19 protein-coding genes and 1 riboswitch are annotated in these 22127 nt (G+C 71.4%); of the genes, 11 read left to right on the top strand and 8 right to left on the bottom strand.

Annotated elements, in window-relative coordinates:
* Positions 1-27 precede the first annotated feature (27 nt).
* The 4 genes from OG485_RS04945 (at position 28) to OG485_RS04930 (ending at position 3312) form a co-directional block, all read left to right on the top strand.
* On the top strand, positions 28-609 hold the full coding sequence (locus OG485_RS04945) for an enoyl-CoA hydratase/isomerase family protein (RefSeq protein WP_328664780.1): 582 nt from the start codon (positions 28-30) through the stop codon (positions 607-609).
* A gap of 239 nt (positions 610-848) precedes the next feature.
* Positions 849-1028 (top strand): hypothetical protein, encoded by a 180-nt coding sequence (locus tag OG485_RS04940; RefSeq protein WP_328664779.1) that lies wholly within the window; start codon positions 849-851, stop codon positions 1026-1028.
* A 292-nt stretch (positions 1029-1320) separates the two neighbouring features.
* Complete coding sequence (locus tag OG485_RS04935) at positions 1321-2226, top strand: universal stress protein (protein WP_328664778.1); 906 nt, start codon at positions 1321-1323, stop codon at positions 2224-2226.
* 63 nt (positions 2227-2289) lie between these two features.
* Positions 2290-3312: a zinc-dependent alcohol dehydrogenase gene (locus tag OG485_RS04930; protein WP_328664777.1), complete on the top strand. Its 1023-nt coding sequence runs from the start codon at positions 2290-2292 to the stop codon at positions 3310-3312.
* A 25-nt stretch (positions 3313-3337) separates the two neighbouring features.
* On the opposite strand, the gene ppk2 is transcribed toward OG485_RS04930, so the two are convergent.
* A complete protein-coding gene (gene ppk2 / locus OG485_RS04925; RefSeq protein ID WP_328664776.1) occupies positions 3338-4141 on the bottom strand; it encodes a polyphosphate kinase 2 in 804 nt (267 codons plus the stop codon).
* An 86-nt stretch (positions 4142-4227) separates the two neighbouring features.
* On the opposite strand from ppk2, the gene OG485_RS04920 reads away from it, so the two are divergent.
* Positions 4228-6612: a phosphoketolase family protein gene (locus OG485_RS04920; RefSeq protein WP_328664775.1), complete on the top strand. Its 2385-nt coding sequence runs from the start codon at positions 4228-4230 to the stop codon at positions 6610-6612.
* Between the two features lie 144 nt (positions 6613-6756).
* Positions 6757-9141 carry a glycoside hydrolase family 65 protein gene (locus OG485_RS04915; RefSeq protein ID WP_328664774.1) on the top strand — a complete coding sequence of 795 codons (2385 nt, stop codon included), beginning with the start codon at positions 6757-6759 and terminating at the stop codon, positions 9139-9141.
* Between the two features lie 91 nt (positions 9142-9232).
* Here OG485_RS04915 and OG485_RS04910 read toward each other — a convergent pair whose 3' ends face one another.
* The 3 genes from OG485_RS04910 to OG485_RS04900 form a co-directional block, all read right to left on the bottom strand.
* Positions 9233-9937 (bottom strand): response regulator transcription factor, encoded by a 705-nt coding sequence (locus OG485_RS04910; RefSeq protein WP_328664773.1) that lies wholly within the window; start codon positions 9935-9937, stop codon positions 9233-9235.
* A 163-nt stretch (positions 9938-10100) separates the two neighbouring features.
* Complete coding sequence (locus tag OG485_RS04905) at positions 10101-10565, bottom strand: Crp/Fnr family transcriptional regulator (protein ID WP_328664772.1); 465 nt, start codon at positions 10563-10565, stop codon at positions 10101-10103.
* Positions 10566-10898: 333 nt separating this feature from the next.
* Positions 10899-11483 carry an Rv1733c family protein gene (locus tag OG485_RS04900; RefSeq protein WP_328664771.1) on the bottom strand — a complete coding sequence of 195 codons (585 nt, stop codon included), beginning with the start codon at positions 11481-11483 and terminating at the stop codon, positions 10899-10901.
* Positions 11484-11808: 325 nt separating this feature from the next.
* Between OG485_RS04900 and OG485_RS04895 the strand changes: the two genes are divergently transcribed.
* On the top strand, positions 11809-13350 hold the full coding sequence (locus tag OG485_RS04895) for a hypothetical protein (RefSeq protein ID WP_328664770.1): 1542 nt from the start codon (positions 11809-11811) through the stop codon (positions 13348-13350).
* 87 nt (positions 13351-13437) lie between these two features.
* Here the strand turns inward: OG485_RS04895 and gndA are convergent, their stop codons facing one another.
* From gndA to OG485_RS04880, 3 genes are all read right to left on the bottom strand, one after another.
* Positions 13438-14880: an NADP-dependent phosphogluconate dehydrogenase gene (gene gndA, locus OG485_RS04890; protein ID WP_328664769.1), complete on the bottom strand. Its 1443-nt coding sequence runs from the start codon at positions 14878-14880 to the stop codon at positions 13438-13440.
* A 393-nt stretch (positions 14881-15273) separates the two neighbouring features.
* Complete coding sequence (thiD, locus tag OG485_RS04885) at positions 15274-16071, bottom strand: bifunctional hydroxymethylpyrimidine kinase/phosphomethylpyrimidine kinase (RefSeq protein WP_328664768.1); 798 nt, start codon at positions 16069-16071, stop codon at positions 15274-15276.
* 65 nt (positions 16072-16136) lie between these two features.
* Entirely contained in the window at positions 16137-17537 is a 1401-nt protein-coding gene (locus tag OG485_RS04880) for a purine-cytosine permease family protein (RefSeq protein ID WP_328664767.1), read from the bottom strand.
* Positions 17529-17623: riboswitch (TPP riboswitch) on the bottom strand. Its footprint overlaps the gene before it by 9 nt.
* A gap of 344 nt (positions 17624-17967) precedes the next feature.
* Here OG485_RS04880 and OG485_RS04875 point away from each other — a divergent pair.
* From OG485_RS04875 to OG485_RS04860, 4 genes are all read left to right on the top strand, one after another.
* Positions 17968-18801, top strand: coding sequence for an alpha/beta fold hydrolase (locus tag OG485_RS04875; protein WP_328664766.1), 834 nt, complete (start codon positions 17968-17970; stop codon positions 18799-18801).
* 131 nt (positions 18802-18932) lie between these two features.
* Entirely contained in the window at positions 18933-20300 is a 1368-nt protein-coding gene (locus tag OG485_RS04870) for a phospholipase (RefSeq protein WP_328664765.1), read from the top strand.
* A gap of 147 nt (positions 20301-20447) precedes the next feature.
* Positions 20448-21050 (top strand): hypothetical protein, encoded by a 603-nt coding sequence (locus OG485_RS04865; RefSeq protein WP_328664764.1) that lies wholly within the window; start codon positions 20448-20450, stop codon positions 21048-21050.
* 88 nt (positions 21051-21138) lie between these two features.
* Positions 21139-21633 carry a hypothetical protein gene (locus OG485_RS04860; protein ID WP_328664763.1) on the top strand — a complete coding sequence of 165 codons (495 nt, stop codon included), beginning with the start codon at positions 21139-21141 and terminating at the stop codon, positions 21631-21633.
* Between the two features lie 14 nt (positions 21634-21647).
* Here the strand turns inward: OG485_RS04860 and OG485_RS04855 are convergent, their stop codons facing one another.
* Positions 21648-22097: a hypothetical protein gene (locus OG485_RS04855; protein WP_328664762.1), complete on the bottom strand. Its 450-nt coding sequence runs from the start codon at positions 22095-22097 to the stop codon at positions 21648-21650.
* Positions 22098-22127 lie beyond the last annotated feature (30 nt).

Below are 22127 nucleotides of genomic sequence, written 5' to 3'. Positions count from 1 at the left end.
CGCTTCGTCGCCCAGGAGAGGACCGGGATGACCACCTCGTACGAGACGATCAAGACCAGGCTGGAGGGCACAGTCCTGTCCGCCACGTTCAGCGCGCCGCCGATGAACCTCATCGGCGCCGAGGTCGTGCGGGACCTGGTCGCGTTGCTCGAGGAGGTGTCACATCCGGCCGCCCCCAAGGTGGTGATCTTCGACAGCGCGGACCCCGACTTCTTCCTGCCGCACGTCGACATGACGAAAGTCCCGGAGTACACCGCCGAGGCCGCGAAGGCCGGAGGCCCCGGCGACGCCTCCCTGGGCATGCTGTTCCGCAAGCTGAGCCGGCTGCCGGCCGTCACCATCGCCAAGCTGCGCGGCCGTGCCCGGGGAGCGGGCAGCGAGTTCCTCCTCGCCTGCGACATGCGCTTCGCCTCCAGGGAGAACGCCGTCCTGGGCCAGCCCGAAGTGGGAATCGGCGCACCGCCCGGCGCGGGCGCGATCCAGCACCTCACCCGGCTGATGGGGAGGGGCCGCGCACTCGAAGTCGTGCTGACGTCGTCGGACTTCGACGCCGATCTCGCCGAACGCTATGGATGGGTCAATCGGTCGGAGACGCGCTGGGCCGCTTGAAGGCCGCCGACTGATGAAGGGCCGCCGTCCGCAGGGCGGCTCCAGGGCGCGTACGAGACCTGGCCCGCGGACGAGTCCTTCGACGGTTTCCTGCGGCGCCTGGAGCGCTGCCTGCGCCAGACGGGCCCCGGCACGGCCGAGGGCCGACGGTGTCCCTGCCGGATCGATGAGGTGGACCCGCGCCGCCCCCGGGCCGGTGACACCGGGGTTCCCTGGCCTTCACGGCCGGGCCGCTCGGCATGGGCCTCGCCCTGATCGGCGGATTCGTGCTGCGGATCCGCGCGGTTGCGGGCACGGTGATGGTGGGACTGATGCGGGTCGCCGAGTGGGTGCCCGCCCAGTACCTGGCCGACGGCTCACGGAGAGCACGGCGGTCGATCCGTTCGCCGGCCACCACCTCGTCCACACGGCTTTCCTGATCGTCCTCGTCCTCGCCCTCGTTCCCGCGCCGTCCCCGCCGTCTCCGCGGGCGACACGCCCCGGTGCCGGTGGGCTCCCGGCCGAGCCGTCGGTCAGGCGCACCGGTCGCCGGCCGTGCCGGCCCCGGGCGGGAGACGGGAGCCCGGGAGGGTTCCCGTCTCCCGGGCGGCCCGGTGGCCGGCTTGGGCCGAACGGCCCCCACCGGGGACCAGCGGCCCCTGCCCCACCCGACCGTTTCGACACGACCCTGGAATCGGACCCGGACCGGGCCCGACTCAGGAGGTGGACACCATGCCCCGCACTGTCACCGTAGGCCTCGACGGATCACCCGAGAGCCTCACCGCCGCCGAATGGGCCACCCGCGAGGCGCGGCTGCGCGCCCTGCCGGTCAGGCTGGTGAACGTATGGGAACCGGCCCCGGACCCCATGGCCCAGGCACCACTGCTCGGGGCCGAGACCCACCAGCACTGGAGCGAGCGGATTCCGCGCGAAGCGGCCGAAGGGCTACGGGAGCGCCACCCGGGAGTCGAGGTCACCGCGGAGCAGCTCACCGGCCGGCCCGCCGAGGTGCTGCTCAAGGCCGCGGACGACGCCGAACTCCTCGTCCTCGGCACCCGGGGGCTCAGCGGCGCCGGCGGATTCATGGTCGGATCGGTCGGCCTGGCCGTCGCGGCACACGCCGGGCGCCCCGTCGTGTTCGTACGCGCCGGTGAACAGGCCGCGGACGAGCACCTGACGGATCCGACGGGCATCCCGTCCGCCCTCGCGCCCTTCCGCCCCGTCGTGCTCGGGCTGGACACCGGCGCCCCGGACGACGCCCTGATCGGCTTCGCCTTCGAGGCGGCCCTGCTGCGCGCCACGGCGCTGCGGGTCGTGCACTCCTGGAACGAGCCGCCCTACATCGCGTACGGGCTGCCCCCGGACCTGAAGATGAATGTCCGGCTGGCCGCCGAGGACGCCGCCGCCATGACGGAAGCGCTGCGGCCCTGGCGCGAGAAGTACCCGGCCGTGGAGATCATCGAGGACTCCCTGTCCGGGAAGCCGGCCAACCACCTCGTCGACGCCTCCCGGGAGGCCTCGCTCGTCGTCGTGGGCCGCCGGGTCCGCGACGCCGCGCTCGGCGCCCACATCGGGCCCGTCACGCACGCCGTGCTGCACCACTCCACCGCCCCCGTCGCCGTCGTCCCGCACCCCTGATCACCAGGGTCCGCTCTCGGCCGGGTACCGGTCGCAACCCGATCGTGCAAGGAGAGACATCCCATGAAAGCAGCAGTCGTACGAGCGTTCGGTGAGCCGCTGGTCATCGAGGAACGGCCGGACCCCGAACCCGGCCCCGGCCAGGTCCGCATCCGGGTGGAGGCCTCGGGGCTCTGCCACACCGACATCCACGCCGCCAACGGCGACTGGCCGGTCAAGCCGAGCCCGCCGTTCGTCCCCGGACACGAGGGCGTCGGCCTCGTCGAGGCGCTGGGTGACGGTGTCACCCATCTCGCCGTGGGACAGCGGGTCGCCGTGCCCTGGCTCGGCAAGGCCTGCGGACGCTGCGAGCACTGTCTCTCCGGCTGGGAGACGCTGTGCGAGCAGCAGATCAACACCGGTTACGGGTGCGACGGCGGCTACGCCGAGAAGATGCTCGCCTGGGCCGACTTCGCCCAGCCGGTGCCCGAGGGGATCTCCCCGCTCGACGCGGCCCCGCTCACCTGCGCGGGTGTGACCACGTACAAGGCCCTGAAAGTCGCCGACGTCAGGCCCAGCCAGCTGGTCGCCATCTCCGGCGTGGGCGGACTCGGCCACCTGGCCCTGCAGTACGCGAAGATCGCCGGTGCCACCGTGGCGGCGATCGACGTCACCGACGAGAAACTCGAACTGGCCTCGGAACTCGGCGCCGATATCGTGATCGACGCCCGCAAGGAGGACCCCGGCGAGGTCCTCAGGCGCCACGGCGGCGCGCATGCCGCGCTGGCGCTCGCGGTGAACGAGGACGCCTTCTCCGCGGTGTACAAGGGACTGCGGCGCGGCGGAAAACTCGTCATGGTCGCGATGCCGGCGCACGGCACGATCCCGGTCCCGATCTTCGAGACCGTGCTCAACGGCACCTCCGTGATCGGCTCCATCGTGGGCACCCGGCAGGACCTGGCCGAGGTCTTCGAACTGCACGCCGCGGGCCGGACCAGGGTCATCCGCGAGTCCCGGCCCCTCGCCTCCGTCAACGAGTCCATCGACGAGGTGCTGCACGGCCGGATCCAGGCCCGGATCGTCTTCGACTTCGGCGAAGGGAGCTGACCCCAGCGGATCGGGCGCGAACGCCTCAGAGGCTCGCCGCGTGGTCGGGGACGAACGTCTGCAGATCGCGCGGCGGGCGGACGTAACCCGTCGACGGCGGCCGGTCGGGCAGCTCCAGAACCGGCGGCGGCACCTCGCGATAAGGGACGGTGGACAGCAGATGGGCGATCATGTTCAGCCTGGCGCGGCGCTTGTCGTCGCTCTCCACCACGAACCACGGGGCCTCGATGATGTCCGTGTGCACCAGCATCTCGTCCTTCGCCCGGGAGTAGGCCTCCCAGCGGGTGATCGACTCCAGATCCATGGGCGACAGCTTCCAGCGCCGCGTGGGGTCCTGCAGCCGGCGCCGGAACCGCTTCTGCTGCTCCGCGTCACTCACCGAGAACCAGTACTTGCGCAGCAGCACACCGGCCTCCACCAGCATCCGCTCGAAGATCGGGCACTGCCGGAGGAAGAGCTGGTGCTCCTCCTTCGTGCAGAAGCCCATGACGTGCTCGACCCCGGCGCGGTTGTACCAGCTCCGGTCGAACAGCACGATCTCCCCGGCGGCCGGCAGATGCTCCACATACCGCTGGAAGTACCACTGCGTGCGCTCCCGCTCGGTGGGCGTCGGCAGCGCCGCGATCCGCGCGACACGCGGGTTCAGATGCTCCGCCACCCGCTTGATCGTGCCGCCCTTGCCCGCCGCGTCCCGGCCCTCGAAGACCACCACCACACGGGCGCCCTCGGTCCGCACCCACTCCTGGAGCTTCACCAGCTCCGTCTGCAGACGCAGCAGCTCACGCTCGTACGCCTCACGCGGCACCCTCGCCGTCTTCTCCTCGGCCATGCCGCCTCCTCCGCCCGATGACGCCTCCGGTGAAGCGCCGCGACGCCCCGCCTTGCCGACGTACCCCGACGACCGACGGAGTCTCCATGCCCAAGGCCGAACACCAGGACAGCACCGTACTGACCGACGACGAACTGCGCACTCTGGACGCCCACTGGAGGGCCGCCAACTACCTTGCCGTGGGCCAGATCTATCTGATGTCCAACCCGCTGCTCACCGAGCGCCTGACTCCCGCGCACATCAAGCCCCGCCTGCTCGGCCACTGGGGCACCTCGCCCGGCCTCAACCTGGTCCACACCCACCTCAACCGGGTCGTGAAGGCACGCGGCCTGGACGCGCTGTGCGTATGGGGCCCCGGGCACGGCGGCCCGGCCGTGCTGGCGAACTCCTGGCTGGAGGGCACGTACAGCCAGACGTACCCCTCCGTGCCCCGGAACCGCGAGGGCATGGAGAGGCTGTTCCGGCAGTTCTCCTTCCCCGGCGGAGTGCCCAGCCACGTCGCCCCCGAGACGCCCGGCTCCATCCACGAGGGAGGCGAACTCGGCTACTCCCTCGCCCACGCCTACGGAGCCGCCTTCGACAACCCCGGGCTGCTCGTCGCCTGCGTCATCGGTGACGGCGAGGCGGAGACGGGACCGCTCGCCGCGTCCTGGCACTCCAACAAGTTCCTCGACCCGGTCCACGACGGCGCCGTCCTGCCCATCCTGCACCTCAACGGCTACAAGATCGCCAATCCGACCGTGCTCTCCCGGATCCCGGAGGCCGAACTCGACGAGCTGCTGCGCGGATACGGCCACGAGCCGATCCACGTCACCGGCGACGACCCCGCCCAGGTGCACCGCGCCATGGCCGCCGCCTTCGACCGGGCCCTGGACCGGATCGAGCTCCTCCAGCGCACGGCCCGCGAGGAAGGCGTCGCCGAGCGCGCCCGCTGGCCCGTGGTCGTGCTGCGCACCCCCAAAGGCTGGACCGGCCCCGCCGAGGTCGACGGCGAACCCGTCGAAGGAACCTGGCGCGCCCATCAGGTGCCCCTCGCCGGAGTCCGTGAAAACCCAGAACACCTGCGGCAGCTGGAGACCTGGCTGCGCTCCTACCGCCCCGAGGAACTCTTCGACGCCGAGGGGCGGCCGGTCACCGACGTACTGGCCTGCGTGCCCGAGGGCTCCCGGCGCCTGGGCGCCACCCCGCACGCCAACGGCGGCCTCCTCCTGCGCGATCTCCCGCTCCCGCCCCTGGACCGCTTCGCCGTCCCCGTGGACAAGCCCGGAGCCACCGTGCACGAGCCGACCCGGGTCCTCGGCGGCCTCCTCGAACACGTCATGAGCAAGACCTCGCAGCGCCGCGACTTCCGGCTGGTCGGCCCCGACGAGACGGCCTCCAACCGCCTGGACGCCGTCTTCGGCGCCAGCGGCAAGGCCTGGCAGGCGCAGACCCTGCCCGTGGACGAACACCTGGACCGGCACGGCCGCGTCATGGAGATCCTCTCCGAACACCTCTGCCAGGGCTGGCTGGAGGGCTACACCCTCACCGGCCGGCACGGACTGTTCTCCTGCTACGAGGCCTTCGTGCACATCGTCGACTCCATGGTCAACCAGCACATCAAATGGCTGAGGACCTCCCGCGAACTGCCCTGGCGCGCCCCGATCGCCTCCCTCAACTACCTGCTCACCTCACATGTCTGGCGCCAGGACCACAACGGCTTCTCGCACCAGGACCCCGGCTTCGTCGACCACGTCCTCAACAAGAGCCCCGAGGTCGTGCGCGTCTACCTCCCGCCGGACGCCAACACCCTGCTGTCCGTGGTGGATCACGTACTGCGCAGCCGCGACTACGTGAACGTCGTCGTCGCCGGCAAGCAGCCCTGCTTCGACTGGCTGTCCATGGACGAGGCCCGCGCCCACTGCGCCCGCGGCGCCGGCATCTGGGACTGGGCGGGAACCGCCGACGGCGCCCGGGACCCCGACGTCGTCCTCGCCTGCGCGGGCGACGTCCCCACCCAGGAGATTCTGGCCGCCTCCGACCTGCTGCGCCGCCATCTGCCCGAGCTCGCCGTCCGGGTCGTCAACGTCGTCGACATGACCCGGCTGCTGACGAGGGAGGAACACCCGCACGGGATGAGCGACTTCGAGTACGACGGACTGTTCACCACCGACAAGCCGGTGATCTTCGCCTACCACGGCTACCCCTGGCTCATCCACCGCCTCGCCTACCGCCGCACCGGCCACGGGAACCTCCATGTGCGCGGCTACAAGGAGATGGGCACCACCACGACCCCCTTCGACATGGTCGTCCGCAACGACATGGACCGCTACCGGCTGGTCATGGACGTCATCGACCGCGTCCCCGGCCTCGGCGTCCGTGCCGCCGCCCTGCGCCAGAGGATGGCCGACGCCCGCTCCCGCCACGGCATCTGGATCCGCGAACACGGCACCGACCTTCCCGAGGTCGCGGACTGGACCTGGACCGGCTGAGGAGCCCAGCCCGCGGCCGGAGCGGGGCGTCACCCGGGACCGTACGCGTCCATGACCGACGCTCATGGGACAGGCCCGCCGTCGCCCCGCGTGTGCCGCGTGTGCCGCGAGGCCGGCGGGCCGCCTGTGCCGGAGGATGAAGGCATGGACGACCTCACCTGGAACTACGAGGGCTACCACCCGGCGCAGGAACGCCTGCGCGAATCGCTGTGCACCCTCGGCAACGGGTACTTCGCGACCCGGGGCGCGGCCCCGGAGTGCTCCGCCGACTCCGTCCACTACCCGGGCACGTACGCGGCGGGCTGCTACAACCGTCTGACCTCGCAGGTGGCCGGGCACCAGGTCGAGAACGAGGACATGGTCAACCTCCCCAACTGGCTGCCCCTGCGCGTGCGGACCGCCACCGGGACCTGGCTCACCCCCGACTCCCACCGGCTGCTCGACCACCGGCTGCGCCTCGACCTGGTCGCGGGCACCCTGGAACGCGCCGTGCGCTACGAGGACGAGGAGGGCCGGCGCCTCGCCGTGCGGCAGCTGCGCCTGGTCCACATGGCCGATCCCCACCTCGCCCTGCTGCGCACGCAGGTGACGGCCGAGGGCTGGTCCGGACCCGTCGAGATCGAGTCGGCACTCGACGGGACGGTCACCAACAGCGGAGTCGAGCGCTATCGCTCCCTCGCCTCACGCCACCTGGCGGACGTCAGGACCGGCACCGGGAAACCGGACACGGTCTGGCTGCGCTGCCGCACCTCCGCCTCGGAGATCGGCATCGGACTGGCCGCCCGTACCGTCACGGACGCCCCCGCCGAGACGACGGACGCGCACACCCCGGGACGCGCCGCCCAGTCGCTCAGGATCGCGCTGACCGACGGCCGGACGGTGACCGTGGACAAGACCGTGGCCCTGCACACCTCCCACGACACGGCGATCAAGGACCCGCTGGACGCGGCCGTCGACCGGGTCGGGCGGGCCGCGGACTTCGAGGGACTGCTGGACACCCACCGCACCGCGTGGCATGCACTGTGGCGCAACGCCGACCTGGACGTGGCGGGCAGCGTGGGACCGATCCTGCGTCTGCACCTGTTCCACGTGCTCCAGACGCTCTCCCCGCACACCGCGGAGCTCGACGTCGGAGTCCCGGCGCGCGGGCTGCACGGCGAGGCCTACCGGGGGCACGTCTTCTGGGACGAACTGTTCGTGCTGCCGTACCTGAACCTCCATTTCCCCGAGGTCTCCCGCGCCCTGCTCACCTATCGTCACCGCCGTCTGGAGCGGGCCTGCCGGGTGGCCCAGGACGTCGGCCGCACCGGCGCGATGTACCCGTGGCAGAGCGGCAGCGACGGGCGGGAGGAGACCCAGCAACTGCATCTGAACCCGCGTTCCGGGCGCTGGCTGGCCGACCACTCGCACCTCCAGCACCACGTCGGGTCGGCGATCGCGTACAACGTGTGGCAGTACTGCGAGGCGAGCGGCGACACCGAGTTCCTGCACACCAAGGGCATCGAGATGCTCGTGCAGATCGCCCGCTTCTGGGCCGGCTTCGCCGAGTACGACGGCACCCTCGGCCGCTACCGGATCCGCGGTGTCGTCGGCCCCGACGAGTATCACGACGCCTACCCGGACGCCATCCGGCCCGGGCTCGACGACAACGCGTACACCAATGTGACGGCCGCCTGGGTGCTCGCCCGCACCCTCGACGTGCTGGGCGAGCTGCCCGAGCTGCTGCGCCGGGACCTCGTGGAGCGGACCGGCCTCGACCCCGCCGAACTCGACCTCTGGCACGACGTGTCGAGCGGACTGCACGTGCCCTTCCACGCCGGTGTCATCAGCCAGTTCGAGGGGTACGGCGACCTCGCGGAACTCGACTGGGAGGGCTACCGGGACCGGTACGGCGACATCCGGCGGCTCGACCGGATCCTGGAGGCCGAGGGCGACAGCGTCAACCGCTACCAGGCCTCGAAGCAGGCGGACGTGCTGATGCTGGGCTATCTCTTCGCGCCGGCCGAACTCGGCGCCCTGTTCCGCAGGCTCGGACACGAGGTCGACGACACCCTCTGGCGGCGCACCGTCGACCACTACCTGAGCCGCACGAGCCACGGTTCGACGCTGAGCAGTCTCGTGCACGGCTGGGTGCTGGGCCGGGCCCGGCGCGCCGAGGCCTGGACGTACATCCACGAGGCTCTGCGGGGCGACATCGCCGACCTCCAGGGCGGTACCACGGGGGAGGGCATCCACCTGGGCGCGATGGCGGGCACCCTCGATCTCGTCCAGCGCGGGCTGACCGGTCTCGAGACCCGCGGCGGAGCGCTGCGGTTCGACCCGGTCCCGCTGCCGGAGCTGTCCGAGTACGGTCTCGCGATCCGCTACCGCGGGCATCGTGGTGTGCACCTGCACCTGAGCGCGGGGAGGCTGATGGTCAGCGTGCCGGCGTCGGACGAGCCGCCGATCGACATCACCTTGGCGGACCGCACGGTCACGGTGGCGCCGGGTGAGTCCTGCACCCTCACGCTGCCGGAACGGCGACCATGACCGGGGTCCGGGGACTGGGGACGGGAGACAGTGACCGGGGACCGGGGGCGGGGGTCGGGGACAGTGACCGGGGACCAGGCCGGAGCGGGGCTCAGCGCGTGGAGTGGTGGCCGGCCGTTTCCGGGTGTTCGAGCTGGTTGGCCAGGACCGCGGCCTGGACGCGGCGCTGGACGCCGAGCTTGGCCAGCAGCCGGGAGATGTGGTTCTTCACCGTCTTCTCGGAGAGATAGAGCTCCTTGCCGATCTCGCGGTTCGTGAGCCCGTCCCCGATCAGCGCGAGGATGTCCCGCTCGCGCGGCGAGAGGCCGGCGAGCTCGGGCGAGAGAGCCGGTTCCTCGGCCGGGTCGGTGCGCAGCTTGCGCATCAGCCGGGCGGTCGTCGTGGGGTCCAGCATCGACTGGCCGGACGCGACGGTGCGGACAGCCGAGACCAGGTCGGAACCCTTGATCTGCTTCAGGACGTAGCCCGCCGCCCCGGCCATGATCGCGTCGAGCAGGGCTTCCTCGTCGTCGAAGGACGTCAGCATCAGACAGGACAGCTCGGGCATCTGGCTGCGCAGTTCCCGGCAGACGCTGATGCCGTCGCCGTCCGGCAGGCGTACGTCCAGAACGGCCACGTCGGGGCGCAGCGCGGGGCCGCGCACCAGGGCGTGCTCCACGTTGCCCGCGTCGCCGACCACCGAGATGTCGGGCTCGGCGTCCAGCAGGTCGGTGAGACCGCGGCGCACCACCTCGTGGTCGTCCAGCAGGAAGACCCTGATCGGGTTCCGCTCGGAGAACGTACGCGCCTCGGCCATGACGACCCCTTGTTCAGTAATGGACAGCAGACCGTGAGCCCGCTCAGCTCGATCGTTGCGCTTCCGGCCCCGATGCACTAGGGCCGACCGGCCCCATTCGAGTCTGCACGGGTTTCCCCGCCGAGGCCGACGGCAGGTTCACCGATCCGCGCGACGCCGGTGGTCAGCGCGCGCTGCCGCTGCCGTAAGGGGCGTACAGGTCGAGCAGCCGGGTCCGGGCCGACTGGAGCCGGTGGCCGACGATCTCGCCCGCCCACTGGGCCACGGCCATTCCCAGCTCGGGGTCTTCGCGGCACAGTGCCCGGACGTCCTCGGCGTCGAACTCGTAGGCGCGCACCGGGCTCGTCGCCTCGGCGCCCAGATGCCAGGTGTGCGGGGCGAACAGCCAGGACCAGCCGACGAGTTCGTTGTGACCGAGGATCTCGATGACGGCCGCCCGGCGGCCCGGGACCCGCATGTCGAGGGACACCGTCCCGGTCCGGATGATCCAGAACCGGTCCGCGTGACGGCCTTCCTCGAACAGCCGGGTGCCCTCGGGGAACGACACCTCGCGGGCCATGTGCAGCAGCCGTTCCTGCTGGTGGGCGGGCAGCGCCCGCAGCATGGTGGATGTGGTGGAAGTGTTCATGATCCTGCCTCTTCCTGGCGCCCGACCCTTCCGCCTCCAATCTCCGCCCGCGGTCCGCCCGCCGCCATGGGCCGTCCGGCCCCCCTTCGCGGGCCGCATGGCACCGGCCCGGGCCTGAGGCTTCCGCGGAAGGAGACTGCCGGCTGCGCGGCGCCGTGCCGCGCGCCATCCACGCCCTGACCGTCACGGACCCCGTCGCCGCCGAACGCCTCCCGGACGGCAACACCGTCCGGGAGGCGTGAAGTCCCGCACCGCTGAAGTCCCTTATGGCTCAGGCCGGTTGACTCCTGCCGGGGATCAGTGGCCCCGACCGTGGGGCCGGACGCACCCGGGTCAGGGCGTCTTGTGCCCCCACTGCGGGCCGAGCCGCTCCCACTCGCGCTCCCACCGGCGGTAGCGCCGCTGGTCGAGCCGCCACCGGACGAGGCCGCCCACCCCGAAGACCAGGCCGCCCAGGGCCACGGCGGCGGCGACGCCCAGCAGGGTGGACTCGGTGGCCGCGGCGCTCGTGGTCGGCGGTGCCGTGGTGGGCCGGCCCTGCGGATCCGTCCAGATCACCACGTGCGATCCGGCCTTGTGCCCGGATTCCACCAGGGCGCTGCCGATGTGCGGCGACCCGTCCGGCGTCGTCCAGCGGACCGTCGCCCGGACATGGTCGAAGGACGAGCCCTCTCCGGCGGGTACCGCCCTTTCCGTGCCGCTGACCAGTATGGCCGGGATGGCTTGCCGGTCGTGGCGCAGCCGCGTGAAGGACTCGTCGGCGGCGTGGGCGGTCACCAGGCCGGCGAGGGTGCCGCCCAGCACCATCACCGTCCAGACGATCAGCACGATCCACGCCTCGAAGACGTCGTCACGGCGACGCAGCGGATTCCTCCGCCAGCGCCAGCACCACTGCCTCGCACCCTGTGCTCCGCGCATGGCACCGCACCTCCTCGTTACACCCCAACAGTGCAAGGGGATCGCGGCGCGCGCGAGTGGTGGCAGAGGCCGGCAGGTCCCGCGGCGGGGGACCGACCGCCCCCGGCGCGAAGCATCTGCCCCGGTCAGGGCGGGTGTCGCGAGATCGACTCGCGTACTGAAGGAGCCGTTGACAAGGAAATTTCGACCTTGGGCGCCGATGAACGCCGGGGCACCGAGCGAGGCGTGCGCACCGCGCCGGCCGGCACCGGGACGTTCCGCCCGGTGACCTCCGCGCCGGAAAAATCCCGGGCCGATCCTCCACGCCCGAGGCAGGATGCCCCCTGTGAACCATGTCCTGAGCGGTCTCGCCGCCAACCCGGCCCTGCCGTCCGAACTGGTCGACCGGCTGATCGCGGTCGCGGACGCCGACCTCGCCGTCGACCTCGCGGGCCGGGAGGACCTCACCCACGCGCAGGCGGTCGCCCTCTTCGCGCGCGACGGGCGAAACGGCGTACGGCTCGCCCGTGAAGGCAGGCTGACAGCCGCCGACGTCGATCCCGTGGCGCGGCCGGACACCGCCCTCGCCCTGCTCGACGAAGGATCCGGCAGCCCGGAGTGGGCGCGCCTGTTCGCGGCGGACCCGGTGGCGGAGCGCCGGGAGAAGCTGGCCGCCTGCCCCGGCCTCCCCGCCGACGTGGTGGAGAGGCTCGCCGCGGACCCGGATCCGGACGTCGTCGCGGAGCTCGCCCTGTGGACCGTACCGGAAACGGCTGCCGGGCTCGCGGAGCATCCGCATGCCGAGGTGCGCCGCGCCGTGGCGGCCAACGAGGCGACGCCCGCGCACATACTGGCCGCGCTCGTCACCGGCGAGGGGCTGCCGCCCGCGAGACACTGCCAGGTCTGCGACCGCGAGGCGACCTCCTTCACCCACGATCCGGAGTGCCCCCGGCCGGACTGTGATCTGCTGCCGGGGGCCTCCTGCGACGGCTCCCACGAGTCCACGGTCCACGACATACAGGTCGCCGCACTCCGCAACCCCGCGACACCCACCGAAGCGGTCGTCCGCTTCGCGGACCATCCCTCGACGATGTTGCGCTGGACACTCGCGGCCCGTCCGGACCTGCCCCCGCAGGTGTGCGCACGGCTTGCCGCGGACCCCGTTCCCGGTGTCCGCGCCGACCTCGCCGAGAACCCCGCGACCGGCGAGGACGTGATCCGTGTACTGGCGGGGGACCCTGACGTCCACGTGCGCCGCAGCCTCGCACGGCATCCCCGTGTCCCGCTCGACGTGCTCACCGAACTGGCCCGCACCGCCAAGGTCGGCGCCACCCTGCTCCCCCGGATCGCCGCCGCGACTCCCGCCGAGATCAAGGAGCTGGCCCGGTCGCCGGACCCGGCGGCACGCATGCTGGCGGCCCAACGCCGTGATCTGCCGCCGCAGATACGTGACGCGCTGGCGAGTGACCCCGACGCGAGGGTGGTCAAGTCCGTCGCGCCGCACCCTGGCCTCACCGAAGACCGGTTGCTGGCCATGGTCGACCGGCACGGATCCCGGGTCCACGCCAAGGCGGCGGTCAACCCTGGAGCGAGTGCGGCACTGTTGGAACACCTGGCCCGGCAGGCCCCACCCGGGCAGAAGGTGTTCCGGGAGATCGCCCGGCACCCGAACGCGACCGCCCCGGTCCTGCTCTCCTGCCTCGCGGACGCCCGGGCGAGACCCGTGGCCGCCGCTCACCCGGCACTCCCGCCGCGGGTGATCGTGGAACTGCTCTCCGACCCCGACCGGCAGGTGGCGGAAGCGGCGGCCGGAAATCCGTCGCTGCCGCCCGCGGTGATGACGCGCCTCGTGACGGGGGTCGACGGGCCCTTCACGAACGGTGGTTGAGACGCCCGGCCGTCAGCGAGGGGCGGGCCGTACCTCCGTCACCACGGAAGTAGGCCCGCCCCTCGCTCGCTCATCGGCCGACGGAGGTCACAGAACCTCGGTCTCGCTGCGGGACGCCTCGCCCCACAGCGTGTGGAAGCTGCCCTGGCGGTCGGTGCGCCGGTAGGTGTGGGCACCGAAGAAGTCGCGCTGGCCCTGCGTCAGGGCGGCCGGCAGCCGGTCGGCGCGCAGCGTGTCGTAGTAGGACAGCGCCGCGGAGAACGCGGGCACCGGGACGCCTCTGCGGGTTGCCGTGGAGACGACCTCGCGCCACGGGACCTGGGCGTCCTTGATCTCGGTGGCGAACCCCGCGTCCGACAGCAGGCTGACCAGGCCCGGATCGACGGCGTACGCGGCGCGGATACGGTCGAGGAACGCCGCGCGGATGATGCAGCCGCCGCGCCAGATCTTCGCCACCTCGCCGAGGTCGATGTCCCAGCCGTACTCGGCCGCCGCGTCCAGGATCATCTTCCAGCCCTGGTCGTAGGCGATCAGCTTCGAGGCGTACAGGGCGTGTTCCACCTGGCTGGTGAAGCGCTCGGCCTCGGTTCCCGACAGCTCCCAGTGGGTGCCGCCGGGCAGGCCGCGGTAGGCGGAGCGCAGTCCGTCCTGGCTGGAGGCGGCGCGGGCGAAGGTCGCCTGCGCGATGGCGGTGACCGGGGAGCCGAGGTCCAGGGCGGTCTGCACGGTCCAGCGGCCGGTGCCCTTCTGCCCGGCGGCGTCCACCACGACGTCGACGAACGGCTCGCCGGTGGCGGCGTCCGTGTGCGCGAGGACCTCGGCGGTGATCTCGATCAGGTACGAGTCGAGGCGGCCCTTGTTCCAGCGCCGGAAGATCTCCGCGATCTGCTGCGGCGTGTAGCCGCCGACGCGCCGGAGCAGGTCGTAGGCCTCGCCGATGAGCTGCATGTCGGCGTACTCGATGCCGTTGTGCACCATCTTGACGAAGTGTCCGGCGCCGTCGGTGCCGATGTGCGTGGCACACGGCTCGCCGTCCACCTTGGCACTGATCGACTCGAACATCGGGCCCAGCGAGGCGTACGACTCGGGGGAGCCGCCCGGCATGATGCTCGGCCCGTTGAGGGCGCCCTCCTCACCGCCGGACACACCCGCGCCGACGAAGTGGATGCCGCGTTCGCGCAGCGACTGCTCACGACGACGGGTGTCGCTGAAGTGCGCGTTGCCCCCGTCGATGATCATGTCGCCGTCTTCGAGCAGCGGGGCGAATTCCTCGATGACGGCGTCGGTGGCGGCACCCGCCTGCACCATGATCATGAGGCGCCGGGGGCGTTCCAGCGCCGCCACGAAGTCCGCGGCCGACTCGGCCGCGACGAAGGAGCCCTCGTGCCCGAACTCCTCGACCAGTGCCTTGGTGCGCGCGGGGGTGCGGTTGTGGACGGCGACGGTGTAGCCGTTCCGGGCGAAGTTGCGGGCCAGGTTGCGGCCCATCACCGCGAGCCCTGTGACGCCGATCTGCGCGGTCGCCTTCATGGTGTGCTCCTTGGATCCGGATCTGCCTGTCCGCGTACCTGACGGGCGAGCAGACGACTGTCGCTGTGCCGATCAGTACGCCGGGAGGGGCCGAGGTGTTCACCGTCCGAGGCAGGAGGTGTGCCGGACCGTGGGACGGGCCTCCGGACCCGGACGCCCCGGGGCCTCGCGCCGAGGTGCGGAGCCGTTGGCCGGCCGGGGTCAGGGCCCCCGGCGGGCGGTGGCCGACGGAGGGGCGGGTCGGGCCCGAATGAGGGTCGGCGGCCGGGGAACTGAACAACCGTGCCGGGATCGCGGGCGGCGGCCCGGGCGGAATTCCGTGGTGCCGGAACGGCGGGCGTCCGCCGGGCGGGGGGCAGCCGTGCCCGAACATCGGGCGAACGCCGGGCGGGGTCAGTCGTTGCGGCGCAGCCGCCACCCGTGGTCCACCGGCCCGATACCGGCACCGAGCGCGAAACCGGCCTCGATCGCGGCCGTCACGTACGCCTTGGCCCGTCGTACCGCCTCCGGCACCGAAAGGCCCTCGGCCAGGCCCACCGCGATGGCCGAGGCGAGCGTGCACCCCGTGCCGTGCGTGTGCCGGTTGTCGTGGCGGGGCGCGCGCAGCCAGTGCTCGGACGTTCCGTCGGTGAGCAAGTCGACGGCCTGGCCCGGCAGATGACCCCCCTTCACGAGCACCCAACGGGGACCGAACGCGAGCAGCAGCCCTGCGGCCCGGCGCATGCCCGTCTCGTCGTCCACCTTCGACCCGGTGAGCTGGGCGACCTCGTCGAGATTCGGGGTGGCCACGGTCGCCCGCGGCAGCAACCGGGTCCGTACGGCGTCCAGCGCGTCGTCTGCCAGCAGCCGGTCCCCGTGCTTGGAGACGCTCACCGGGTCCACGACGACCGGGACGCCCACGTCGGACAGCAACTCGGCGACCGTGGTGACGAGTCCGGGCGACGAGAGCATCCCCGTCTTCACGGCCTGGACGCCGATGTCGTCGACCACACTGCGGTACTGGGCGCGTACCGCCTCCTCGGGCAGCTCCCAAGCCCCCTGCACACCCACGGAGTTCTGCGCGGTCACAGCGGTGAGCACGCTCATCCCGTGGGCGCCCAGCGCGAGCATGGTCTTCAAGTCGGCCTGGATTCCTGCGCCTCCGCCGGAATCGGAGCCGGCGATCGTCAGGACGCGGGGCGGGGCGGTCATGAGGTGTTCCTCTCGGATACGGCCGCGGGCCCGAAGCCCTGGACCGGCGGAGCGACGGGCGGCCCTCAGACGCGGCGGCGCATCCGCAGCGGGGCGTAGAGGGCGAGGGCGACGAGGAACGCCACGTAGTACGAGAGATCGGCGCCGTGCAGCGCGTCGGCCACCGGACCGACGTACAGGCCCGTGTCCATGAACGGCACCGCCGCGCCGAACGCCGCGACGAAGGCCACCAGCGACGGCCATCCGGGGCGCGGACGGGACATCTCGACGGCGACGTCGACCGGGGCGTCCCCACGTTCCCGCCCCCGGGCGATCCAGTCGACGACGACGATCGCGACGAACCCGGGGATCCAATAGCCCACGAACAACAGCACGTTCTGGAAGCGGGCCGTGGTGTCGGCGGCGTGCATCCACAGCACCAGCGGGAAGCCGAGCGCGGCGGCCAGGGCGGCCGCCAACGGGCGCGGCATCCGCACACCCAGGGTCTGCAGGGCCAGCGAACCGCTGTAGTCGTTCATCGCGTTGCTGCACACCGCGGCGAGTGCCACGGCCAGCAGCCCGAACGCTCCCGCGGCGCCGCCGCCCAGCAGCGAGTCCACGCCCGCCGCCGTCTGGTCGGTCAGCACCGACGCGCCCCACAGCCCGAGGACCTGCACGGCGACGAAGGATGCGACGAGCCCGAGCAGGGTGCACCAGAACATCCGCGGCCGGGACGTCGAACGCGGCAGATAGCGGCTGAAGTCACCGGCGTACGGCGCCCAGGACAGCGAGAGGCTCAGCGCGATGGTGCTGGTGAGCACGAACGCGCCGGCTCGGTCGGCGCCCGTCGCGGATCCGGTCGTCGTGGGGTGGACCCCGTCGAGCATCCGCCAGGCGATCACCGCGAAGGCCACGGCGAGCACGAACGTCATGACGATCTGCAGGCGGTGTATGGCTTCGTAGCCGAGGACGCCGAGGGCCCCCTGAGCGGCCATCATGACCAGTACGCCGAGCCAGAACGGCCAGCCGCACAGCCGCGCCAGCGCATCCCCGCCGAACAGGCCGATCAACGCGTCCCAAGCGACCGAGGACAGCCACTGGAGCATCCCGGGCAGTACCACCGCCCGGCCGAACGCGAGCCGTGCGAGCGGGAGTTGGCCGGTGCCGGTGAGCCCGCCCCAGGTGCTGAGGTAGGCGGTGGGCAGGGCGCCGATCACGGTTCCGAGGACGACCGCGGCGAGCGCGGTGCCGAAGTCCAGGCCCAGCGCGATCCCGATGGTGCCGGTGAACACGCCCGTCATCGTCAGGTTCGGGGCGAACCACACGGTGAACAGGCGCCCGGCCCCGCCGTACCGGTTGCTCTCGGGAACCGGCTCGATGCCGTGCCCCTCCACCCGCAGGTCGCCGGGTGCGGCGGGCATCCGTCCGTCGAAGACGGCGGGCCGGCTGTCGGCGGGCAGCCCGCCGGGAACATGCGCCAATGGCATGGAAGACATCCCTCCGCCAGTATGAACTGGTTCAGGTTCGACGGGTGTGATCTCAGCCCTCGGACGGGGCACCCCGTGTCCGGTACGACGGACACACTAACTGCTCCCGGGGACCGAGCGGGAGTGGGTCCCCCGGGCAGAACCCGTGCTCAGCTCCTGTGTACGGGCGGCGCCACCACCGGACACGGGCCGGACCGTCCGGGAGCCCTCCGGGGCCGTGACCCCAGGTCCCCTTCGGAAGCGTCCCCTCATGGGCTCACTCACCGGACCAGCGCCCGCCCGCGCACGCTCCGGTTCATTCGAACGGCGCGAGCGGGCCCGTTCGCAGCGCGGCGCGTGCCGCCCCTCGGTACTGTCGGAAGTGATCGCCGCCCGCTCTCCGCTCCCGGGTTCCCGGACCCGGTGGCCGGGCGGAAGGAGGCAGAGTGCCGTGACCGTGATCTCCCTGAAGTCCGCGCAGGTGCGGGAAGGTCTCGCGCTCCCGTACGCCGAAGCCGGCTACCCCAGTGGTACGCCGGTCGTCTTCGTGCACGGTCTGGCCGACTCCTGGTGGTCCTTCGAACCGCTGCTGAGGCGCCTTCCCGCGTCCCTGCACGGATACGCGCCCACGCAGCGCGGGCACGGTGATGCCGGTCGGCCCACGGAGGGCTACACTCCGGACGATTTCGCCGCCGACCTGGTGGACTTCCTGAACGCGGTCGACATCCCCCGGGCCGTCCTGGTCGGGGCGTCCAGCGGCGGCGTACCGGCCCGGATCGTCGCCGGCAGCCATCCCGACCGCATCGCGGGCCTGGTCCTGCTCGGTGTCCCCGGCACCCTCGCGGACAAGCAGGCGGTGACCAGGATGGCCGGCGCCATGGAGGATCTGGCCGATCCCGTGCCCCGCGCGTTCGTCGAGGACTTCCTGGCCGATACGGTGAACCGCCCGATCGCCCGGGGGTTCGTCGAGACCATGGTGGAGGAGAATCTCAAGCTTCCCGCGTACGTCTGGAAGGACACGGCCCGCGGTCTCCTCGACGCCGATCTCCGCGCGACCCTCGGCGGCATCCTGGTGCCCACACTCGTCATCTGGGGTGAACAGGACGAGTTCCTGCCCCGAGAGGACCAGCAGACCATCCTGGACGCGGTGCACGGCGCGGAATTTCTCGCCTACCCGGAGACCGGCCACTGCCTCCACTGGGAACAGCCCGAACGCGTGGTGGCCGACATCGCCGCGTTCGTCACGCGGATCGAGCACCCCGGCACGCGAGCCGGCGGCGGCTGACCTCACCCGGCGGGTGTGCGGAAAGCCATCGGCCCGGGGTCATACCCACTGACGCGATCCGTACCGCCATCGCCCGCCCCTGTGTCGCTGCATGGCATGCTCATGCTCCCCACAGGAAGGGATCACGTGCCATGAGACCGAGCCGACGCTCCCTGCTCGCCGCCACCGCTGTACTGGGCTCCGTTTTCGCCGTCCCCGCGCCCGCCGGCGCCGCCGAAGTCCCCGTCGCGGGCACCTACTTCGTCCAGAGCGCCGTCACGGGACTGAACGCGGCCGACAGCGCGGGCGCGGTCGTCCAGCACAACCCCAAGGGAAACGAGGACCGCCAGCAGTGGACCCTGCGCCGGAGCGGTTCCGCCTCCGTACTCGAAAGCACGGACAGCGCGGGCAGTTGCCTGGGCCGCTCGGGCGACCAGGCCCGGACCGTGGCCTGTACGAGCGCCGACGCGGCCTGGGAGGTGACACCGAGCGGCACCGACCAGTACACACTCAAAGCCCCGGGATCCGACCGGTACTTGACGGTCACCGACAAGTCCGCGGGCTCCAACTACCCGGCCCAGCTTGCGATCGGCTCACGGGGCGCCCTCGCCTCCTGGTACCTCACCCCGGTCGCGTCCGCGACCCGGCCGATGCCGCCGCAGGACCAACGCACCCTGGACCAAGTCACGTTCCTCACCGCGCACAACGCCTACGCGAACGGCGTGGACGGCGGATTCGCCCCGCCCTTCGTCAACCTCGTCCCCAATCAGAAGCGCGGTATCGATCAGCAACTCGCCGACGGTGTACGGGGCTTCATGCTCGATCTGCACCAGACCCCCGACGGCGCGATCCTGTGTCACAACAGCTGCACCCTCGTCAGCAGGCCGGTCGCGCTCTGGGTCGACCTCCAGCGCATGGTCGACTTCCTCAAGCAGCACCCCGACCAGGTCGTCACCGTGTTCCTGGAGGACTACGTCGATCCGGGCGTCCTGCGCTCCGAACTCGCCCGCGTGAACGGCCTGTCCGACGTCCTCTACCGTCCCGACCTGACCGGCGTGCGCGAGAACGGCTGGCCGAAGCTCGCGGATCTCACCGCGGCGGGACACCGCCTGCTCATCTTCACCGACCACAGCCGTTCATCGGACGAGGCCGCCGGACTGACCCGGGACAGCTTCGGCGTCATGTACCAGCGCGAATGGACCGTCGAGAACTACTGGTCCATGGGCTCGGGCCTCGGCTCCTCCGACTGGTCCTGCTACAGCCGCTGGTACGACGCGGGCACGAACCTACCGCTCACCCGTACCGAGAACGGCTTCCGCCCGCTCTTCGTCATGAACCACTTCCGTGACGCCACGATCTCCGGGACCGCCGGGACGGACAACACCAAACTCGCCGACCGGGCCCGCCGCTTCTGCGAACCGGCCGCCCGAAAGAAGCCCAACTACCTCGCGGTCGACCGCTACGACCTGGGCGATCCCGGCTCCGCGGTGAACACGCTGAACACGTACGTGTATCCGTAGCCGTACGCGACCCGTGAGTCTCGCCGAGGTCACCCCGAGGGGAGGGGCCCGGGCGAGGCTCGCCGGGCGTGACGGGGCGCCCGACGGCGGATGTCAGTGCGGTGCGGCAGGATCCGCCCAAAGACGTGGGAGGGGATCACCATGGGTATGGGCTACAAGACATCCTGGCTCGCCGTGCCCGGCGCCGGCAGCCGGGCGGTCGCCGACGCGCTCGGGTTGGTCGGGCGAGTGCCGATGGACTGGGACTCAGGGACCAAAGCGGCGTACAAGCGGGGCGTCTTCGTCGCGTCCCCCGTGGAGGGGTGGACACTGGCCCACGGCCGGATCCACCTCGAGAACGGACGCGACGGCGACGGTCCGGCCATGCTGGACTGGCTCGGAGCGCTCGGCCGGCGCCTCGGCGACCTTCAGTACTTCAGCACGGATCGCATCGGCGATTATCACGCCTGGGCGAGAGTGGAGGCCGGCCGACTGGTCCGGGCCTATTGCTACCACGGCTGCGTCGGTGATGTGCCCCTGCGGCTCGGCGAGCCCACCGAGATCGAGCGCCGACTCGGCGTCGGGGAAAGGTGGCTGGAGGAAGGACGACAGAACTGGAGCGAGGACGAATGGGACGACTGGCATGCCGCCATGCCGGATGAACAGCACGTCATGGCCATCGCCCGGAACTGGGGAATCCTCCCTCTGGAGATCCCGGACGGGACCCCCGTGGACGACGGCATCTACGGATTTCCGCCGGGCGCCGAGTGACGGCTGCCCGGCCGTCATGGCCCACGTTGTCAGGTCGAGACAATGCAGAGCGGTGTTCACCCGCCACCGCCCTCGTACACTGCGCCGGGTGAAGTGGGGAAGGGCGACAGGCGTCCTGGTTCTCGCACTCCTGCTGAGTGGTTGCGGCGCGGAGTTCGATCCGCTGTTCGTCGAGAGCGGGCGTTCGGGGCCGATGATCGGCTGGCGCGATTGTCCGGGCGCCGAGCACGACGGCATCACCGAGGTCGGCCTGTACCGGTGGGATCATGATGGCACGGTCGATGATCCGGGTGAACTGCTGTGGCACATCAAGGCTTCCCACGGGATCCCGCTGCATCGAATCCGCCTCGGGAGCTCCCCGCAAGGCTTCACGACACAGCTCCCCCTGTCCGTCGCGCTCGACCCCGAATCCACGTACGCGCTGCGCGCCAACATGACCTCGGACGATCTCGTCTCGGGATTCCTCACCTTCAAGCCCCGCCAACTCGACACCGGGCGCGTGGTCTTCAGCGAGGGCGAGGAAGCATCACGAAAGGCGTACGAGGATCGAGACAACGAGGACTTCGGCTGCTTCGCCGGCTGAAGCCGCTGTCGATGTCATCGGGGAACGGCGGTCTTCGCACGCCCTCGTTCGCCGCCGCCTCCTCGTACCCACCGCCGCAGGTTCTTGAGGGCGTGTTCCTTGTGGATCCGGGTCGCCGAGAATTCACCTGTGCCCGTGATGAAAGCGGTCAGAGGGGTCCATCGCTCGCGCCCGTTGCGAGCTGTCCACCTCACGGCCGGAAAGTCCGTGACGGCCTTGATGTGTTCTCGGTCGATGACCCGTGTGCGCGAGTAGCCGCGAATCGTGATCCGCGAGTGGTCGTAGGCCACGCCGAGCCGGTATCCGCGGACTGCCAGTACGGCGAACCCGAGCACGGCCAGAATCGCCACGAGGCGTGGCATCGAGTCGTCGGCTTGTACCGCGTACGCGGTAGCGGCAACGGCCGGGACGACCCCGAGGCCGCTGTTGCCCAGACGGTTACGGGTCGACAGCGAATGTTCCATGGCGTTCCTCGGGTGATCTCAGCGACGGCC

The organism is Streptomyces sp. NBC_00328 (assembly GCF_036139655.1).
Lineage (GTDB): Bacteria > Actinomycetota > Actinomycetes > Streptomycetales > Streptomycetaceae > Streptomyces.
This window is presented reverse-complemented; position numbering and strand designations above follow the sequence as displayed.